This is a genomic window from Streptomyces sp. NPDC051172 (assembly GCF_040682555.1).
In the GTDB taxonomy this organism is placed as follows: Bacteria; Actinomycetota; Actinomycetes; order Streptomycetales; family Streptomycetaceae; genus Streptomyces.
The window spans coordinates 97,963-116,362 of sequence record NZ_JBFBBE010000007.1; the positions used below are offsets into that span (position 1 = coordinate 97,963).

At 69.8% G+C, this 18,400-nt stretch carries 18 protein-coding genes; 10 read left to right on the plus strand and 8 right to left on the minus strand.

What is annotated here, in order from left to right; all coding sequences use genetic code 11:
- Window positions 1-95: 95 nt before the first annotated feature.
- The gene (locus tag AB0N07_RS06155; RefSeq protein WP_365832563.1) at window positions 96-890 is read left to right on the plus strand and encodes a methyltransferase domain-containing protein; all 795 of its coding nucleotides are present in this window, start codon (window positions 96-98) and stop codon (window positions 888-890) included.
- A gap of 65 nt (window positions 891-955) precedes the next feature.
- A complete protein-coding gene (locus AB0N07_RS06160; RefSeq protein WP_365832565.1) occupies window positions 956-1,384 on the plus strand; it encodes a VOC family protein in 429 nt (142 codons plus the stop codon).
- A gap of 118 nt (window positions 1,385-1,502) precedes the next feature.
- Here the strand turns inward: AB0N07_RS06160 and AB0N07_RS06165 are convergent, their stop codons facing one another.
- Together AB0N07_RS06165 and AB0N07_RS06170 are read right to left on the minus strand one after the other, a co-directional pair.
- Window positions 1,503-2,057 carry a methylated-DNA--[protein]-cysteine S-methyltransferase gene (locus tag AB0N07_RS06165; protein ID WP_365832567.1) on the minus strand — a complete coding sequence of 185 codons (555 nt, stop codon included), beginning with the start codon at window positions 2,055-2,057 and terminating at the stop codon, window positions 1,503-1,505.
- A 46-nt stretch (window positions 2,058-2,103) separates the two neighbouring features.
- Window positions 2,104-2,979, minus strand: coding sequence for a glycerophosphodiester phosphodiesterase family protein (locus tag AB0N07_RS06170; RefSeq protein ID WP_365832569.1), 876 nt, complete (start codon window positions 2,977-2,979; stop codon window positions 2,104-2,106).
- A gap of 279 nt (window positions 2,980-3,258) precedes the next feature.
- On the opposite strand from AB0N07_RS06170, the gene AB0N07_RS06175 reads away from it, so the two are divergent.
- The 7 genes from AB0N07_RS06175 (at window position 3,259) to AB0N07_RS06205 (ending at window position 11,958) form a co-directional block, all read left to right on the plus strand.
- A complete protein-coding gene (locus AB0N07_RS06175) occupies window positions 3,259-4,125 on the plus strand; it encodes an MHYT domain-containing protein (RefSeq protein WP_365832571.1) in 867 nt (288 codons plus the stop codon).
- Window positions 4,126-4,165: 40 nt separating this feature from the next.
- The gene (gene uvrB, locus AB0N07_RS06180; RefSeq protein ID WP_365832573.1) at window positions 4,166-6,304 is read left to right on the plus strand and encodes an excinuclease ABC subunit UvrB; all 2,139 of its coding nucleotides are present in this window, start codon (window positions 4,166-4,168) and stop codon (window positions 6,302-6,304) included.
- A gap of 159 nt (window positions 6,305-6,463) precedes the next feature.
- Window positions 6,464-7,042 (plus strand): TerD family protein, encoded by a 579-nt coding sequence (locus tag AB0N07_RS06185; RefSeq protein WP_030933261.1) that lies wholly within the window; start codon window positions 6,464-6,466, stop codon window positions 7,040-7,042.
- An 84-nt stretch (window positions 7,043-7,126) separates the two neighbouring features.
- Window positions 7,127-9,127, plus strand: coding sequence for a TerD family protein (locus AB0N07_RS06190; RefSeq protein WP_365832575.1), 2,001 nt, complete (start codon window positions 7,127-7,129; stop codon window positions 9,125-9,127).
- 227 nt (window positions 9,128-9,354) lie between these two features.
- On the plus strand, window positions 9,355-10,356 hold the full coding sequence (locus AB0N07_RS06195) for a TerC family protein (RefSeq protein ID WP_365832577.1): 1,002 nt from the start codon (window positions 9,355-9,357) through the stop codon (window positions 10,354-10,356).
- A gap of 126 nt (window positions 10,357-10,482) precedes the next feature.
- On the plus strand, window positions 10,483-10,797 hold the full coding sequence (locus AB0N07_RS06200) for a hypothetical protein (RefSeq protein ID WP_365832579.1): 315 nt from the start codon (window positions 10,483-10,485) through the stop codon (window positions 10,795-10,797).
- A 60-nt stretch (window positions 10,798-10,857) separates the two neighbouring features.
- Complete coding sequence (locus tag AB0N07_RS06205; RefSeq protein ID WP_365832581.1) at window positions 10,858-11,958, plus strand: ionic transporter y4hA; 1,101 nt, start codon at window positions 10,858-10,860, stop codon at window positions 11,956-11,958.
- On the opposite strand, the gene AB0N07_RS06210 is transcribed toward AB0N07_RS06205, so the two are convergent.
- Window positions 11,948-13,219 (minus strand): MFS transporter, encoded by a 1,272-nt coding sequence (locus AB0N07_RS06210; protein WP_365832583.1) that lies wholly within the window; start codon window positions 13,217-13,219, stop codon window positions 11,948-11,950. The two genes, AB0N07_RS06205 and AB0N07_RS06210, sit on opposite strands and share 11 nt — an antisense overlap.
- A 226-nt stretch (window positions 13,220-13,445) precedes the next feature.
- Here AB0N07_RS06210 and aroQ point away from each other — a divergent pair, with 226 nt between their 5' ends.
- Window positions 13,446-13,919, plus strand: a complete 474-nt coding sequence (gene aroQ, locus AB0N07_RS06215) for a type II 3-dehydroquinate dehydratase (RefSeq protein WP_365832585.1) — start codon at window positions 13,446-13,448, stop codon at window positions 13,917-13,919.
- 25 nt (window positions 13,920-13,944) lie between these two features.
- On the opposite strand, the gene AB0N07_RS06220 is transcribed toward aroQ, so the two are convergent.
- The 5 genes from AB0N07_RS06220 to AB0N07_RS06240 all read right to left on the minus strand — a co-directional run bounded on the left by AB0N07_RS06220 (window position 13,945) and on the right by AB0N07_RS06240 (window position 18,374).
- A complete protein-coding gene (locus AB0N07_RS06220) occupies window positions 13,945-14,697 on the minus strand; it encodes an amino acid ABC transporter ATP-binding protein (protein ID WP_365832587.1) in 753 nt (250 codons plus the stop codon).
- Window positions 14,694-15,596: an amino acid ABC transporter permease gene (locus AB0N07_RS06225; protein ID WP_365832589.1), complete on the minus strand. Its 903-nt coding sequence runs from the start codon at window positions 15,594-15,596 to the stop codon at window positions 14,694-14,696. Before AB0N07_RS06225 ends, AB0N07_RS06220 begins: the two co-directional genes overlap by 4 nt.
- Window positions 15,593-16,477 carry an ABC transporter substrate-binding protein gene (locus tag AB0N07_RS06230; protein WP_365832591.1) on the minus strand — a complete coding sequence of 295 codons (885 nt, stop codon included), beginning with the start codon at window positions 16,475-16,477 and terminating at the stop codon, window positions 15,593-15,595. Before AB0N07_RS06230 ends, AB0N07_RS06225 begins: the two co-directional genes overlap by 4 nt.
- A gap of 498 nt (window positions 16,478-16,975) precedes the next feature.
- Entirely contained in the window at window positions 16,976-17,632 is a 657-nt protein-coding gene (locus AB0N07_RS06235) for an MBL fold metallo-hydrolase (protein ID WP_365832593.1), read from the minus strand.
- 55 nt (window positions 17,633-17,687) lie between these two features.
- The gene (locus AB0N07_RS06240; protein WP_365832595.1) at window positions 17,688-18,374 is read right to left on the minus strand and encodes a maleylpyruvate isomerase family mycothiol-dependent enzyme; all 687 of its coding nucleotides are present in this window, start codon (window positions 18,372-18,374) and stop codon (window positions 17,688-17,690) included.
- Between the last annotated feature and the right edge of the window lie 26 nt (window positions 18,375-18,400).

The window sequence follows — 18,400 nt, forward strand, 5'->3', positions numbered from 1 at the left end:
GGACGAAGAGGTTTGCCCATGGAACGTCTGCCCGACTTGCGGGAGGTGACTCGTCGACCGCTTCCGGCAAGCCGGGCAACTGGGATGATCGCGTCATGAAGCGATCCGACGGCTATCTCCTCGACAACCGGCAGACCGAGGCGGGACAGCGCTTCGAGGCCTTCGCCACCCTCTTCGACCCCACCACCTTCCGGCACCTCGAAGCGCTCGGCATCGACTCCGGCTGGCGCTGCTGGGAGGTCGGCGCGGGCGGCACCTCCGTGGTGTCCTGGCTGGCCGAGAAGGTCGGCCCGACCGGACAGGTCGTCGCCACCGACATCGAGACGTCGCTGCTCGCCTCCGTGGCCCGCCCGCCGGTGGAGGTGCGCGTCCACGACGTGGGCGCCGAGGAGCTGCCGGGCGAGGGCTTCGACCTGGTGCACGCCCGGCTGGTCCTCGTCCATGTGCCGGACCGCGAAAGGGCGTTGCAGTCGATGATCAAGTCCCTGCGGCCGGGTGGCCGACTCCTGATCGAGGATGCCGATCCGGCCCTGCAGCCCCTGGTCTGCCCCGACGAGCACGGCCCCGAGCAACGACTCGCCAACCGTCTGCGGCACGGCTTCCGTCGGCTGCTCGCCGACCGTGGCGCCGACCTCTCCTACGGCCGCCGCCTGCCACGCCTGCTTCGCGAGGCCGGCCTGCACGGCGTCGAGGCCGATGCGTACTTCCCGCTCACCTCCCCGGCCTGCGCCGCCCTCGAGTCGGCCACGATCCGCCAGATCCGCGACACCCTCGTCACCGCGAACCTCGCCACGAACGAGGACATCGACCGCCACCTGGCGAACATCGAGGCCGGCGGCATGGACCTGGCCACGGCCCCGATGATCTCGGCATGGGGGAGCAAGGCGTAGTCCCGCCACCGGGAGCTCCGGTCACACCCTTGCGGCCCGGGGGCGGTAGTACCAGCCTGAAGAACATGACGGACAACACGACACGTCTCGACCATGTCGTCCTGTGGGTGCACGACCCGGTCGCCTCGGCAGACTTCTACGAGAAGGCAGTCGGGCTGCGCCCCCTGAGGATCACCGAATTCTCCGCGGGGAAGGCGTCGTTCCCCTCGGTACGGCTCAACGACGAGACCATCCTCGACCTCATGCCCCACTCCATCGCGGAGCACATGAAGATGCTCCCCGGCGCCGCCGACAGCGCGGGCCACCCCGTCAACCACGTCTGCCTGGCCCTGCCCGGCGACGACTTCGACGCCCTGCACAGCCGCCTCGAGGAACGCGCCGTCCCCGTCTCCGAGTTCTCCTACGACTCCTACGGCGCCCGCGGAAAGGCCAGGCGCAGCTTCTACTTCCGCGACCCGGACGGAAACGTCTTCGAGGCCCGGCACTACGACTAGCGAGGTGCCCAGGCGGATCAGCGAGGTGCCCACGCGCGCGTGGGCACCCCATCCGCATGGCGGAGTCTGCTACCGCCTCCGCGCCCCGGCCACCCTTCGCGCGCCTCCGGAGCCTGTGTCAGAACAGCGGCTCGGGCAGTACCCCCTCCAACGCGAGCAGCTTGCGCTTGGTCTCCAGCCCGCCCCCGAACCCACCGATGCCCCCGTCGCGCTCCACCACCCGGTGACAGGGCACGACGACCGGCAGCGGATTGGAGCCCATCGCCACCCCCACCGCCTGGGCCGCGCCCGGCTGCCCCACCCGCCCGGCCAGGTCGCCGTAGCCCACGACCGCGCCGTACGGCACCCCCGAGGCCAGTTCGCGCAGCACCTGCCGGTTGAACCCTGAGATCAGCGACCAGTCCAGCGGCAGCTCGAAGTCGCGCCGCTCGCCCGCGAAATACGCTTCGACCTGCCGTATCGCCTCGGCCAGCAGGGGCGAGCCGGGTGCCTCGACGGGCTGGCGGCCCAGCCGGGACGCCAGCCGCTCGAGCGCCCTGTCATGCACCGCGTCCGTGGCGTGGAACACGACGTTGACCAGGCCCTCGCGGGTCGCGGCCAGCAGCAGGGGACCGATCCCGGTACCGACCACCGCCCACACGACCTGCTGTTCGTACTGCCCATCGCTGTCCATGCGCCCACCGTACGACCCGCCACTGACAACGCCTGGACACCGGAGCTCAGGGCTCCTGCAGCGCAGCCCGCACCACGTCCGGCTCGTTGGTGATGATGCCGTCCACGCCGTACCGGGTGACCTGCCGGGCGGTGTCCGCGTCGTTCACGGTCCATGTGAAGACGTTGAGCGGCTTGCCGTGCGGTCCCCTGAAGGCGTGCACGGCGGCGACGTAAGCCGCCGAGATCGAGCCGGCGGAGGGATTGATCCCGTCGGTGAAGCGTGCGTAGGCGGGCAGGTCCGAGAACTGCGGAGTACCGAGGAAGCTCGTCCTGACGGCGGGCTTCAGGTCGTGGACGATCCGCAGGCTGTCCGCGCTGAAGCTCTGGACGACAAGCCGGTCGGCCAGGTGCTGCGGGTCGAGCCAGCCGTCGTTGCCGAGCACCTTCAGCGTCTGCTGTTCGATGCCGGGATACAGCTCGGGATTCTTGATCTCCAGCAGCAGCTTCTGGTGGTTGTGCTCGACCCGGCGCATGTACTCGTCGAGCGTCGGCACGCGCGCGCCCGCAAAGCGGCGGCCGAACCAGCTCCCCGCGTCGAGGCGGGCGATCTCGGCCGCGGTGAAGTCCTTCACCTGCCAGGACTTCCGGCAGGGGAAGACCTCCTCGACGTCGGTCGTGCGCTGCAGGCTGTCGTCGTGGATGACGACGAGCTCGCCGTCCTTGGTGCGCTGGACGTCGTTCTCCACCCACGGGATGCCCAGCCGGGCAGCCTTGTCGATGGATGCCAGGGTGTTCTCGGGCGCGTAGGCGGACGCCCCCCGGTGCCCGATGACCAGCGGTCGTTCGCCGACGTCGCCGGCCCGCGCGGCGGAGCCGGGCAGCAGGAGGCCGGCGGTCCCCAGGAGCGCGGTGGTGAAGGCGGCGACTGCGCGCGCGTGCATGCGTACTCCTCGTGTCGTTGAACACGGACAGCTCAACTGTGACAGCAGAGGGTCAACGACGGTGGGGTGCAGAACGACCACACATTGAATGGAGTCGCCCAAGTCCGCTCACTGCGGCCGCACAACTGGGGCAACGCCGTGTTTCTTTGCCGGAAAATCGTTCGACCATTCTGGTGGGAGTCATACTCTCTGCCTCAACCCTGACCGCTCGGGCGGTGCTGGGAGGGGGCGCATTTCAGAGATTTCCGGGATGTAAGAGGGCGGGAAGGGCAGCCGCGCATGCGAGGCACGGTCGACGGATTCAGCTACGGACTCGTCACACCGGTGGTGGCCTATCTCATGGCCTCCCTCGGTGGCGCCCTGGGGCTGCGCTGCACGACCAGATCCATGCTCGTCGCCCGCTCCTGGCGGCCCGGCTGGCTGGCCCTCGGGTCGGCGGCCATCGGCTCCGGCATATGGACCATGCACTTCGTCGCGATGATGGGGTTCACGGTCAAACAGGCGCCGATCCACTACGACAAGCCGATCACGTTCGCCAGCCTGGGCGTCGCCATTGTCATGGTGGGTGTCGGGATCTTCATCGTCGGTTACAAGGGCGCGAAGGGAACGGCCCTGTTCACCGGCGGCACGATCACCGGCCTGGGAATCGCCTCGATGCACTATCTGGGCATGGCCGGAATGCGCCTGAACGGAAGGCTGGAATACAACACGGTGACCGTCGGGGCCTCCGTCGTCATCGCGATGGTGGCCGCGACCGCCGCCCTGTGGGCGGCCGGACAGGTCAGGGGATTCCTGTGGAGCGTGGGCGCGAGCCTCGTCATGGGACTTGCCGTCAGCGGCATGCACTACACGGGCATGGCGGCCCTCAGCGTCCACCTCCACGACACGCCGGCCACGGCCGCCGGGGACTCGCCCGCCGCGCTGCTGTGGCCCATGCTGGTGGGCCCGCTCGCCTTCCTCCTGCTCGCCGCCGTGGTCGTGATGTTCGACCCGCTGACGGTCATGGGCACGCCCGCCCTGAGCCCCGTCGAGAACAAGCCGGGCGTCCCGGCCCACCCGGCCGTCCACCACCAGCCCCACCGCCCCCCGCTCCGCCCGGCCCGGCAGCCGGGCCGACGCAGCTCCCGCACCCCGCAAAACCGCTGATCGGCCCGCGTTGTCAGTGCCGGGTCGTACGGTTGGTTCCATGCGGCCCGTTTCCAACATCGAACGCACGGTGGCGCCCTTCGAGGTCGTCAGCCCCTACCAGCCCAGCGGCGACCAGCCGCAGGCCATCGCCGAGCTCGCCCGGCGCATCGAGGCAGGCGAGAAGGACGTCGTCCTGCTCGGCGCGACCGGCACCGGCAAGTCCGCCACCACCGCGTGGATGATCGAGAAGCTTCAGCGTCCCACCCTGGTGATGGCGCCGAACAAGACCCTGGCCGCCCAGCTGGCGAACGAATTCCGCGAGCTGCTGCCGAACAACGCGGTCGAGTACTTCGTCTCGTACTACGACTACTACCAGCCCGAGGCCTACGTCCCGCAGTCGGACACCTACATCGAGAAGGACTCCTCGATCAACGAGGAGGTCGAGCGCCTGCGCCACTCGGCCACGAACTCGCTGCTCACCCGCCGCGACGTCGTCGTGGTCGCCTCGGTCTCCTGCATCTACGGCCTCGGCACGCCGCAGGAGTACGTGGACCGCATGGTCCCCCTCAAGGTCGGCGACGAGATCGACCGCGACCAGCTGCTGCGCCGCTTCGTCGACATTCAGTACACACGCAACGACCTGGCCTTCACCCGGGGCACCTTCCGCGTCCGCGGCGACACCATCGAGATCTTCCCGGTCTACGAGGAACTCGCCGTCCGCATCGAGATGTTCGGCGACGAGATCGAGGCGCTCTCCACGCTCCACCCCGTCACCGGCGAGATCATCAGCGACGACCAGCAGCTGTACATCTTCCCGGCCACCCACTACGTGGCGGGACCGGAGCGCCTGGAGCGGGCCGTCAACGACATCGAGAAGGAACTCGGCGAGCGCCTGGCCGAGCTGGAGAAGCAGGGCAAGCTCCTGGAGGCCCAGCGCCTGCGGATGCGCACCACGTACGACCTCGAGATGCTCCGCCAGATCGGCTCCTGCTCCGGCGTCGAGAACTACTCGATGCACTTCGACGGCCGTTCGCCCGGCTCCCCGCCGAACACCCTGCTCGACTACTTCCCGGACGACTTCCTCCTCGTCATCGACGAGTCCCACGTCACCGTCCCGCAGATCGGCGCGATGTACGAGGGCGACGCCTCCCGCAAGCGCACCCTCGTCGACCACGGCTTCCGGCTGCCCTCCGCCCTCGACAACCGGCCGCTGAAGTGGGAGGAGTTCCAGGAGCGCATCGGGCAGACGGTCTATCTGTCGGCGACCCCGGGCAAGTACGAGCTCTCGCGCGGGGACGGCGCCGTGGAGCAGATCATCCGCCCCACCGGCCTGATCGACCCGGAGGTCGTGGTCAAGCCCACCGAGGGCCAGATCGACGACCTGGTGCACGAGATCCGCACCCGCACCGAGAAGGACGAGCGCGTCCTGGTCACCACCCTCACCAAGAAGATGGCCGAGGACCTCACGGACTACTTCCTGGAGCTCGGCATCCAGGTCCGCTATCTGCACAGCGACGTCGACACCCTGCGCCGCGTCGAGCTGCTGCGCGAACTGCGCTCCGGCGAGTTCGACGTCCTGGTCGGCATCAACCTGCTGCGCGAGGGCCTCGACCTGCCCGAGGTGTCCCTGGTGGCCATCCTCGACGCCGACAAGGAAGGCTTCCTGCGTTCCGGTACGTCGCTGATCCAGACCATCGGCCGCGCCGCACGCAACGTCTCCGGCCAGGTTCACATGTACGCCGACAAGATCACCCCGGCGATGGAGAAGGCCATCGAGGAGACCAACCGCCGCCGGGAGAAGCAGGTCGCGTACAACACGGCTCACGGCATCGACCCCCAGCCGCTCCGCAAGAAGATCAACGACATCGTCGCCCAGATCGCCCGCGAGGACATCGATACGGAGCAGCTGCTCGGCTCGGGCTACCGCAAGCTGAAGGACGGCAAGGGTGCCAAGGCACCCGTGCCCGCCCTCGGCTCCAAGGCGGCCGGCGGTGCCAAGTCCGCCAAGGGCAAGGCCAAGGAGACGGTCCCGACGGACCGTCCCGCCGCCGAGCTCGCCGAGCAGATCGAGGAGATGACGGCGCGCATGCGCGCCGCCGCCGCCGACCTCCAGTTCGAGATCGCGGCCCGGCTGCGCGACGAGGTCTCCGAGATGAAGAAGGAACTGCGCCAGATGAAGGAGGCGGGCCTGGCCTGACCTCCCGCTCCTGCCGCCGGGCCCCGGCCCATGCGCTCAGTGTTGCAAGACCGACACAAAGTCCGGGTCGGGGTGCGGCAGTCTCGGTGGCCCTGCGTAGGGTTTTGGGCAACCGCGGACTTTGCGGCAACAGGGGACAGTTCGAGAGGGGAACAGCGCGTGACCGTCAACATGACCAAGGGTCAGGCCATCAGTCTGCAGAAGAACGACGGAGGCAGCCTGACCGCGGTCCGTATGGGTCTCGGCTGGCAGGCGGCTCCCCGGCGCGGCCTGTTCGGCTCGCGCACCCGGGAGATCGACCTGGACGCCTCCGCCGTCCTGTTCGCCGACAAGCAGCCGGTCGACGTCGTCTTCTTCCGCCATCTGGTGAGCGACGACGGCTCCGTGCGCCACACCGGTGACAACCTGGTCGGCGGCGTGGGCCAGGGCGGCGACGACGAGGCGATCCTCGTGGACCTGGCGCGCATCCCGGTCCACATCGACCAGATCGTCTTCACCGTGAACTCCTTCACCGGCCAGACGTTCCAGGAGGTGCAGAACGCGTTCTGCCGTCTGGTCGACGAGACCAACGGCCAGGAGCTCGCCCGCTACACGCTGGCGGGCGGCGGCGCCTACACGGCCCAGATCATGGCGAAGGTGCACCGCTCGGGCCCGGGCTGGACGATGACGGCCCTAGGCACCCCGGCCAACGGCCGCACCTTCCAGGACCTCATGCCGGCGATCCTGCCGCACCTGTAGAACCCACCCCGCCAGGGCCTGCCGCGAAGACAGGCCCTGGCGGCACACGACACGGCACACCAGCGACACAGGGGGACGAGGGCGATGACGGCCGAGCTGGTGCGGGGGCAGAACCACCCGCTCTCCCAGTCCCGTCTGGAGATCCGGGTTGCGGCCGGCACGCCGCTCGTGGCCTCGGCCACGCTCAGCGACGAGAACGGCAAGGCACGCGGCGTCGACTGGGTGGCGCACCCGGGCGCGCCCACCCTGCCAGGGCTCGAGGTCTCCAGGCAGGCGGCCGCCGACCACCGTCTCGCGGTGGACCTGGACGCCATGCCGGATGCCGTGCACCGGGTCAATGTGCTGCTCGCCCTACCCACGGCGGGCGGGCAAGGCCCGGTCCGCTTCGGCACGGTCGCCGCCCCCTTCGTGGCGGTCACCGGCCTGGACGGCACCGAGGTCGCCAGCTACACGATCACCGGTCTGGACGCCGAGTGCGCCGTCGTCGCCCTGGAGCTCTACCGCCGGCAGGGCGCCTGGAAGGTACGTGCCGTCGGCCAGGGGTACGCAGGCGGCCTCGCCGAGCTCTTCGCCGACCAGGGCCTGACCGAGGCCCACCGCCTGGCGGGCACCATCAACGAGGCAGTGGCCCGGGGACTGGCCCGCTCGGTGCCGGCACCCCCGCAGCGCACCGCGGAAGGGGACCGCACACGCCAGGCCGCCGCACCGGCGCACGGACCCGACAAGGGCGGTCCCGCGGTGCCCCAGGGCGCCCCCGGCCCCGTACCTCCGCAGCCCACATCTCCGTATGGACCACAGGGCACCCAGCCCGGATACCCGGCGGATCCTTCCGCGGTCACGCAGCCGTCCTCGCCCACCGCCGGCGGCCCGGTCGACTACAGCCACCCGGGCCGGCACGCCGCCGCCCCGCCACCGCCGCCCCCGACCGTGCCCCCGGCCCCGCCCGGGCAGCCCGCGCCGCCGGTCGCAGGCGACGCGACCGGCTGGTCCATGGACGAGCGCTTGTACAACCAGGTCTGGGGCATGTTCGAGGACTTGGCGCGTACCACGGCCGCCTACCGCAGCGCCGTCGACTTCGCCGACTCGCGCATGGAGAAGGAGCTCGACCAGGCCCTGTCCGACCCGCGCAGCAGAATCGGCGGACAAGGCGAGGCCGCGTGCGAGGCGGCCCGCACCAAGCATGCGCAACTCGTCGACCAGGCCAGGGCGGCACTCGACCGGGACCTCGCCCAGCTCGCCGCCGAGGCCGAGGTCGTCGAGCCCGCGTTGCCGCCCGCGTACGCACGCTGGGACAACCCCGTCTGGCACGGCTACCGGGTGCCGATGGAGATCCCGATGGCCCTTCGCGTGGGCGACCTCTCGCTGCCCGAGAGCGAGCTGCTGCGCATCCCGATGCTGGTCCGCCTGCCGCTCGAACGGGGCCTGTGGATCGACAGCGGACGTCCCGCCTCACTCGACGACTCGTCCGCAGACGCCGATGAGCTGGCGCGCCTTGCGATGGACACGGCGGTGGCGCTCGCGGCACGACTGCTCGCGGTCTACCCGGCGGGCGAGTTCACCGGGCAGGTCATCGACCCGGCCGGCTCCGCAGCTCAGGCGCTCGCACCGCTGGTGCAAAGCGGCGTGCTGGCGACCACGCCCGCCCTGGGCGCGGCGGGCGTGGCGGACGTCCTGACCCGACTCACCCAGCGTGTCGACCTGGTGCAGATGGCGGTGCGCGGCGGTGCGGCCGACGCGCTCCCGCCCGGCCTGGACACCGCCGAGCAGCTCCTGATCGTCAACGACTTCCCGCACGGCTTCGACGACCGGGCGGTGACCCAGCTGCGCTACCTCGCGGACGAGGGCCCGGCCGTGGGCGTCCATCTGATGATGGTGGCGGACCGCGAGGAGGCCGTCGGCTACGGGCCTCTGCTCGACCCCCTGTGGCGTTCGCTGCTGCGCCTCACCCCGCTGCCCGACGATCATCTCGCCGACCCGTGGGTCGGCCATGCCTGGACCTACGAACCTGCCCTCGTGCCGCCCGGCAGCCAGGTGCTCCAGCAGGTGCTCGCGCAGGTGACAATGGCTCGCACCAAGTACCGGTAAAGGTGCCCTGAACTGGCTCTTTGACCTTTCTTTTACTAATAGCTTTACCTCCCCTTGGTGATTGGGGTACTGTAGTCCTCACGGAGGGGAGTACTCCCTGTCGACTGCGGCGTGCCCGTCAATACGGATCAGAGCTGATCCCGGGGCGTCGGCCCACCCTGGGTGGAAGAGACCTCCGGCAGCGCGACGACGCTGGCCATCTGCCGTTACGTATTGCCGGAGGCACAGTGGATGTTTCCCCGACCCTGTGGGTCCTGACCATCGTGGGCCTTGCCGCCCTGATCGCGGTCGACTTCTTCATCGGCCGCAAGCCGCACGACGTCTCGATCAAGGAAGCCGGGATCTGGACGGTCGTCTGGATCGCCCTGGCCGGGCTCTTCGGGCTCGGTCTGCTCCTCTTCGGCGGCGGCCGGGCCGGCGGCGAGTTCTTCGCGGGCTTCATCACCGAGAAGTCCCTGAGCGTAGACAACCTCTTCGTCTTCGTCCTGATCATGGCGAAGTTCGCGGTGCCCTCCCAGTACCAGCAGCGGGTGCTGCTCGTCGGCGTCCTCATAGCCCTGGTCCTGCGGGCGATCTTCATCGCCGCCGGTGCGGCGATCCTCGCCAGCTTCGCGTGGGTCTTCTACCTCTTCGGTGCCTTCCTCATCTGGACCGCCTGGAAGCTCATCCAGGAGGCGCGGGCCGATGAGAAGGACGAGGAGTTCGAGGAGAACAAGCTGCTCAAGGCCGCCGAGCGCCGCTTCGGCGTCGCCGACCGCTACCACGGCACCAAGCTGTGGATCCAGCAGAACGGCAAGCGGGTCATGACGCCGATGCTGGTCGTGATGCTCGCGATCGGCACCACCGACGTCCTGTTCGCGCTCGACTCGATCCCCGCGATCTTCGGCCTGACCCAGGACCCGTACATCGTCTTCACCGCCAACGCCTTCGCGCTGATGGGCCTCAGGCAGCTGTACTTCCTCATCGGCGGACTGCTGAAGAAGCTGGTCCACCTCAGCTACGGTCTGTCGATCATCCTGGGATTCATCGGCGTCAAGCTGGTGCTGCACGCACTGCACGAGTCCGGCGTCCACGTCCCCGAGATCTCCATCCCGGTCTCGCTCGGTGTGATCTGCTCGGTCCTCGTCGTCACCACCATCACCAGCCTGCGGGCGTCGAAGAAGCAGGCGGCGGCCCAGGCGGCGCAGGGCGAGAGCGAAGGCGCTGCGAAGGACAGCATCCAGGCCTGACTGCGACGGACGTAGAAACAACCAGCACCGGGAGCGGTGCGCGGCGAATTGCCGACCGCCTCTCCCGGTGCTTCGTTGAGTGCTGAGCGCTCCCGACCGGGAGCGCCGCTGCCGGGTGGAGGCATCGTGGAAGCACCGATGAAGTTCGCGCAGATCATCGACTTCGAAACCGAGCGCATCGAGGAGATGCGTGCGCTGGTCCAGGAAGCGGACAAGCGTGCCTCGAGCCGCAGCGGCGGCCCGACGCACCGCCTGGTCCTCCAGGACAGGAACCAGCCGGGCCGCTATCTCGTCGTCCTCGAGTTCGACTCGTACGACGAGGCCATGCGCAACAACAGCGACCCGGAGACGAGCAGGATGGCGGAGCAGATGGCCGCGCTGTGCAGCCGGCCGCCGTCGTTCACCGACTGCGATGTACGGGAGATGACCGAGCTGAAGTGACCGGCCCGGGCCCCGCACCGCCGGAGTGCGGGGCCCATACGCCTCTGCAACGATCGCTGCATGATCGCTCGGCTCGGGTCTGTCACGACGCAGTGGACGTCCGCAGTGCCGGTGCTCGCGATCGTGTTGCTTGCCTTCACCTGGGGGCGTGATCTGCCCGCCGCAGTCGTCGCTGTAGTCACCCTCGTCCTCGCCGGTGCCGTCCTCGCCGCAGTGCACCACGCCGAGGTGGTCGCCCACCGGGTCGGCGAACCCTTCGGTTCGCTCGTGCTCGCCGTCGCCGTCACGGTCATCGAGGTCGCCTTGATCGTCACCCTGATGGCAGACGGCGGCGGCAAGAGCTCGACCCTGGCCAGGGACACGGTCTTCGCGGCGGTGATGATCACCTGCAACGGCATCGTCGGCCTCTGTCTGCTGGTCGCCTCCGTGCGCCACGGCACCGCGGTCTTCAACCCCGAAGGCACCGGCGCCGCGCTCGCCACCGTCGCCACCCTGGCCACGCTCAGCCTGGTACTGCCGACCTTCACCACCAGCAAGCCGGGCCCGGAGTTCTCGGGCGTACAGCTCACCTTCGCAGCGATCTCCTCGCTGATCCTCTACGGTCTGTTCGTCGCGACCCAGACCGTGCGGCACCGCGACTACTTCCTGCCCATCAGCCGCCAGGGCGGGGTGATCACGTCGGAGGACCACGCGGACACCCCGGCCGTCCGCGCAGCGTGGGTCAGTCTGGGCCTGCTCGGTCTCGCGCTGATCGGCGTGGTCGGACTGGCCAAGGGCGTGTCGCCCACGATCGAGTCCGCAGTGGAGGCCGCCGGACTGCACCACGCGGTCGTCGGCGTGATCATCGCCCTGCTGGTGCTGCTCCCGGAGACGATCGCGGCCCTGCGCTCCGCCCGTCGCGACCGGGTGCAGACCAGTCTGAACCTCGCCCTGGGTTCCGCCATGGCCAGCATCGGCCTGACCATCCCCGCCGTCGCCCTGGCGTCCGTCTGGCTCTCCGGCCCGCTCGTCCTCGGCCTCGGCTCCACGCACATGGTGCTGCTCGCCCTGACCGTGGTGGTGAGCTCGCTGACGGTGGTGCCGGGCCGGGCCACGCCGCTGCAGGGCGGGGTCCATCTGGTGCTGTTCGCGGCGTACTTGGAGCTCGCGGTCAATCCATGACCGGCTCCGCAACGACCACCGCCGCCGGCCGTGTCTCCGGCAGCAGCGCGAAGCACCCCAGGCTCAGCAGCGCGATCCCCGTCAGATAGGCGCCCACGCCCCACGGCACCCGGCCTCCGTGCCCGGCCAGTGCTGTCGCCGCGACCGGTGTGAGCGCGCCCCCGAGCACCCCGCCGAGGTTGTAGCCGACGGCCGCTCCCGTGCAGCGCACCCGTGGCTCGTACAGCTCTGGCAGATACGCGGCGATCACTCCGAACATCGTGACGAACGCGAGCAGCGCCCCCAGGAAGCCGGCGAACATCAGCAGCGGCTCACCGGTCGCGAGGAGGTAGACCGTCGGAAACATCCACGCTGCGGCGGCGGTGCACCCCACCAGGCACATCGGCCGCCGCCCGTAGCGGTCCCCGAGCAGCGCGGCCAGCGGGGTGAGCGCACCCTTCACCACCACCGCGGCCATGATGCAGGTCAGCATGACGATACGGCTGACTCCGAGCCGCTCCGTCGCGTACGCGAGGGACCACGTCGTCACGGCGTAGAAGATCGCGTACCCGACCGAGAGCGCCCCGGCCGTCAGCAGGACGAGCCGCCAGTGGTCGCGTACGACCTCCGCGAGCGGCACGCGCGCGTGGTCGTCGATCTCGAGGAAGCTGGGGCTCTCGGCCAGTGACGACCGCAGCCACAGCCCCACCGCGGCCAGCGCACCCGCTGCCCAGAATGGCACCCGCCAGCCCCACTGGGCGAACTGCGCGTCGGACAGCGTCGCCGACAGCGCCAGCACCAGTCCATTGGCGAGCAGGAACCCGAGGGCGGGCCCGACCTGCGGGAAGCTCGACCACAGGGCACGCCGTTCGGCGGGCGCGTGCTCGGCAGTGAGCAGCACGGCCCCGCCCCACTCCCCGCCGAGCCCCAGCCCCTGCAGAAAACGCAGCACCAGGAGCAGCGCGGGGGCGGCCACACCGATCGACCCGTAGGTCGGAACACAGCCGACCGCGACCGTGGCTGAGCCGGTCAGCAGCAGCGAGCCGAGCAGGACCGGCCGGCGTCCGCGCCGGTCCCCGAGGTGCCCGAACAGCACCGAGCCCAGCGGCCGCGCCACGAACCCCACGCCGAAGGTGACGAAGGCGGCGAGCGTCCCGGCCACCGGTGAGAACGCCGGGAAGAACAGCGGCCCCAGGACCAGTGCGGCGGCGGTCCCGTAGACGAAGAAGTCGTAGAACTCGATGGCCGTCCCGGCGAGCGAGGCGGCCGCGAGCCGCAGCATGGAGGGTCTCATTACGGTGCGTACGTCGTGCATGCCGCGTCAACTACCCACCGTGACAGCGGGTTACGGGGGCGCACGGGCGTGATCCGGCCTCGTCGGTACGTGACGGTGATGCGCCGGGGGGCCGTCGGGAGTGCGGGCCGTCCCGCCGCGAATGCACCGTGATAAACCGGGTGCGAACAGCGGTCCTCGAGGGATCGCCGCAAACCACCGGACCGGAGGAACCGTGCCCCGCACCCTGGCCAACGCCCCGATCATGATCCTCAACGGGCCCAACCTGAACCTGCTCGGCCAGCGCCAGCCGGAGATCTACGGCAAGGACACCCTCGCCGACGTCGAGGCCCTGTGCGCCAAGGCGGCCGCCGCGCACGGCGGCACGGTGGACTTCCGGCAGTCCAACCACGAGGGCGAGCTGGTCGACTGGATCCACGAGGCACGGCTGAACCACTGCGGGATCGTCATCAACCCCGGGGCCTACTCCCACACGTCAGTCGCGATTCTGGACGCGCTCAACACCTGCGACGGACTGCCCGTGCTGGAGGTCCACATCTCCAACATCCACCAGCGCGAATCGTTCCGGCACCACTCGTACGTCTCCCTGCGCGCCGACGGCGTCATCGCCGGATGCGGAGTGCAGGGGTACGTGTTCGGCGTGGAGCGCGTCGCGGCGCTGGTGGGGGCCGCTCAAGCCGACGCGTAAGCCCCGATCACCAGGCGCGCGACTCTTACAGCCGGCCCGCCTCCACGATCCGCCGCAGGAACCGCTGCGTGCGTTCCTGCTGCGGATCGCCGAAGACCTGCTCGGCGGTTCCGCGCTCCAGGACCACCCCCGAGTCCAGAAAACAAACCTGGTCGGCGACGTCCCGGGCGAAGCCCATCTCGTGCGTGGCCAGCACCATGGTCATGCCGTCGTCCTTCAGGTCCCGCACGACGGTGAGTACCTCGCCGACGAGCTCGGGGTCGAGGGCCGCGGTGATCTCGTCGAACAGCAGCAGCCGCGGCCGTACGGCCAGGGCGCGCACGATCGCCACACGCTGCTGCTGACCGCCGCTCAGCCGGTCCGGGTACTCGCCCGCCTTGCCGCCGAGGCCGAGCCGCTCCAGCAGCTCCCGGGCGCGTTCCTCGGCCTCCGCGCGGGAAGCGCCATGCACCCGCCGCGGGGCGAGGGTGATGTTGTCCAGGACCGTCATGTGCGGGAACAGGTTGTAGGCCTGGAAGACCACGCCGATACGGCGGCGTACCGCGTCCTGGTCGGCGCGCGGATCGGTGATCTCCTCGCCGTCCAGCCAGATGGCCCCGTCGTCGATCTCCTCCAGGAGGTTCGCGCACCGCAGCAGCGTCGACTTGCCCGAGCCGGAGGCGCCGATCAGCGCGGTCACTGTGTGCGGCGCCACCTCCAGGTCGACATCCCGCAGGACGACCGAGTCGCCGAAGGTCTTGCGCACGGACTCCATGCGCAGCACGGGCGCGTCGCTCATATCGATCCTCCCTGGGCCCGCCGGCGGTCCATCCGTGCCGTCACCCAGTCCGTGAAGCGGGTCATCGGGATGGTCAGCGCCACGAAGACCAGGCCCGCCACGATGTACGGCGTGTAGTTCAGGCTCCGCTGGGCGATGATGTCGGACGCCCGGACGGCGTCGATCGCACCGCCGATCGACACCAGCCCGGTGTCCTTCTGGAGCGACACCAGGTCGTTCAGCAGGGGCGGCACCTGACGGCGTACCGCCTGGGGCAGCACCACGTGCCGCAGTGCCTGCCGGTTGGTCAGGCCCAGCGAGCGGGCTGCGGCGCGCTGCGACGGATGCACCGACTCGATGCCGGCGCGGAACACCTCGGCGACGTACGCCGAGTACGTCAGGGTCAGTGCCGTACCGCCCAGCCACACGGGATCGACGGTCACGCCCTGTAGGCGCAGCGCAGGAACGCCGAAGACGACGATCATCAGGTTGATGATCAGCGGCAGACCGCGGAAGAAGTCCGTGTACGCGGCCGCGAGCGCCCGCAGGGGGAAGAACACCGGTCCCGGCAGGGTCCGTGCGACGGCGATCAGCATGCCCAGGACGAGCACCAGGACACCGCAGATCAGCAGCAGCCGGATGTTGAGCCAGAGCCCTTCGAGGACCTTGGGGAACGCCTCGCGTGCGTAGCCCGCGTCGAAGAAGGTCTCCTTGGTGCGCTCCCAGCCGGGCGCGCCGACGACGACCACGTAGAGGACGACGGCGGTGACGAGCGTCGAGACGGCGGCGATGCCCGTCGCGCGACGGGCACGCGCGCGCTTGTAGCGCTCGCGTGCCAGCCGCCGCTCGGACGGGGTGTACCCGTCGGGCATGTCACCCTGGGCCGCGTCCTCCCCGGACTCCTCCTTCGTGACCGTCACTTGAGCACCGGAGCGTCGACGGCGTCGGACAGCCACTGCTTCTCCAGCTTCGCCAGCGTGCCGTCCTTGCGGAGGGCGTCCACGGCCGACGACACGCACGAGGTGAGGTCACTGCCCTTGTCGAGGACGAGCCCGAACTGCTCGGGCGTACCGCCCTGGTTCTCGAACTGCCCGACGATCTTGGCGTCGGTCACCTGGGCGGCGGTGACGTAGAAGGCGGTGGGCAGGTCGGTGACGATCGCGTCCACCTGGCCGTTCTTGAGCGCGGAGATGGCCTGGTCGTTCTTGGAGTACGCGGCCGCCTCCTGCGAGGGCTTCACCACGTCGCCGATGTAGTTCAGGCTCGTGGTGCCCACCTGGGCGCCCAGCTTGAGGCCCTTGAGGTCCGCGATGCTGGTCGCCTTCGCGGCCTTCGAGCCCTTCAGCGCGATGACGGCCTGGCGCACGTCGTAGTAGCCGGAGGAGAAGTCCACGGCCTTCTTGCGCTCGTCGCTGATGGACACCTGGTTGATGTCGAAGTCGAAGGTCTTCACGCCGGGCGCGAAGGCCTTGTTGAACGGCACCTGCTGCCACACGACGGCGCTCTTGTCGTAGCCGAGCTGCTGCGCCACCGCGTAGGCGACGGCCGACTCGAAGCCCTTGCCGTTGGCAGGCTTGTCGTCCTTGAACCAGGGCTCGTAGGCGGGCTCGTCCGTGGCGATGGTCAGCTTGCTGGACGTCTTGGTGGCCAATTTGCCCTTGGCGCAGGTCTTCGAGGCCGAACCGGACGGTGTGGCCGCGGCCTTGTCCTCCGGCTGCGGAGCGCAGCCGACAGCGGTGGCGAGCAGGCCTATGGTTGCCGCGGCGACGGCGCGGCGCAGTACGCGAGGGGCGAGGTGCATGGCGGGAGATTGGCAGTCCAGAGTCCCGTTTGTCGAGGTCACGACGGGAATTGTCCGCATAGTGGGAACGCGTGTTGCGGCCTTGTGAACACTTCCTGAGGGAACGCCGGGGCCGCCGGTCGAGGGCGGGGATCGAAAGACCGGCGGCCCATACCGCGCAGGAGCCGTCATCCTGTGCGGGGCTGCTTCCAGTTGACTGCGCAACCAGGTGCCCGGGGAGCGCGCGCAGGACTTCGGCTCGTGTGAATGGTTCACACGGGGCGCGTGCGTCAAGTCGGCGCGGGCGCAGGGGGAGTTCACTCCGGAGCGCGCGTCGAGGGCGATCTTTTCTTATTCCGACGTGTGCGCCGCCGGATGTGACGCATCTGCCGCCCTGCACGCTGTAGGGCATGACTCCCATGGGTCAGGGCCCGTCCTCTCGAGGCGGCAAGCGGGCCGAGGCGTACAGGGGCGGTCAGGCCGTAGCACCTGACCGCCCCTGTGTGCCGTTCGGCGTTCTCACCACCCGCGCGCGTGCCACTCCGGCAGATGCGGCCGCTCCGCGCCCAGGGTCGTGTCGTTGCCGTGTCCGGGGTAGACCCAGGTCTCGTCCGGAAGCACGTCGAAGATCTTCGTCTCGACGTCGTGGATCAGACTGGCGAACGCCTTGGGATCCTTACGGGTGTTGCCGACGCCCCCGGGGAAGAGGCAGTCCCCTGTGAAGACATGGGGATGCCCGTGCGGGTCGTCGTAGACGAGGGCGATCGAGCCCGGCGTGTGCCCGACCAGGTGGCGCGCCCTGAGCTCCACGCGCCCCACCCGGATGGTGTCGCCGTCGTCGACGAGGACGTCGGTCGGCACCGGGATGCCGACGGCGTCCTCCCGGCCCGCGTATGTGCGGGCGCCGGTGGCGGTGACGACCTGGGCGAGCGCCTGCCAGTGGTCGCCGTGCTGATGGGTGGTGACGACGGAGGCGATGCCGTCGTCACCGATCATGCCGAGCAGCGTGTCGGCGTCGTTGGCCGCGTCGATCAGCAACTGCTCATCGGTGGCCCGGCAGCGCAGCAGATAGGCGTTGTTGTCCATCGGGCCGACCGCGATCTTGGTGATCATCAGGTCCTTCAGCTCGTGCACATCCGCCGGGCCGCCGACCGTCACCTGTCCGCTGTACGTCATGGCGGCAGCCTATAGCGAGGGAGCGTGCCCGGAGCCCCCGCCATGGGCCGCGCGGTCACAACGGCGGAAGCGTCGGCAGCGGGCCGCCCTGCACGGTCAGCCCGGAGCCGTCGCGGCGCCCGGCCAGCCAGCCGAGCAGCTCCGGCGCCGGGCCCGAGACGGTGACCTCCGGCTCCGTCGCCTCCCGGCCCGTCCGCCACGCGCGCGTACCGTCCGTCAGCCGCGTAGGGGGCACATCCGGGTGCCCGGAGAAGCGTGCGGCGAGGAAATCGATCTCCCGTTCCGAGAACTCGGCCGGCAGATCCTCCAACTCGTACCCGACGTCGAGGTCCACGTGGTGCAACTCCACCTCGACCCACCGGCGGAACGGCACCATGGACGCCGAGTCGGTGACCCCGTTGCGCAGCTCCACCGTGCGCGACCAGTCCGCCGGCATTGCCCCGGTCGCCTGGAAGCGGGCCGTGCTGTCGCGCAGGTCGGTGAGCTGGACGTCGAGTGGCCGCGGGGCGTCTCGCTCGATGTCGGCGTCGCGGGCCTCCCCGGACGGATACATGGGACGCCCCTCGAGGACGTTCACAAGGGCGTCCGCGTTGCGGGCGAGGTGGGCGAGGACGTGGCCGCGGCTCCAGCCGGGCAGCCGTGACGGCTCGGCCACTGATGCGTTGTCCAGCTTGGCGGCTGCGGTGAGCAGCCGGTCCGTTGCGTCACGTACAGACGCCAGGTCATGACCGTGATCAATCATGCTGCTGACCCTAGCCCCGCCACACC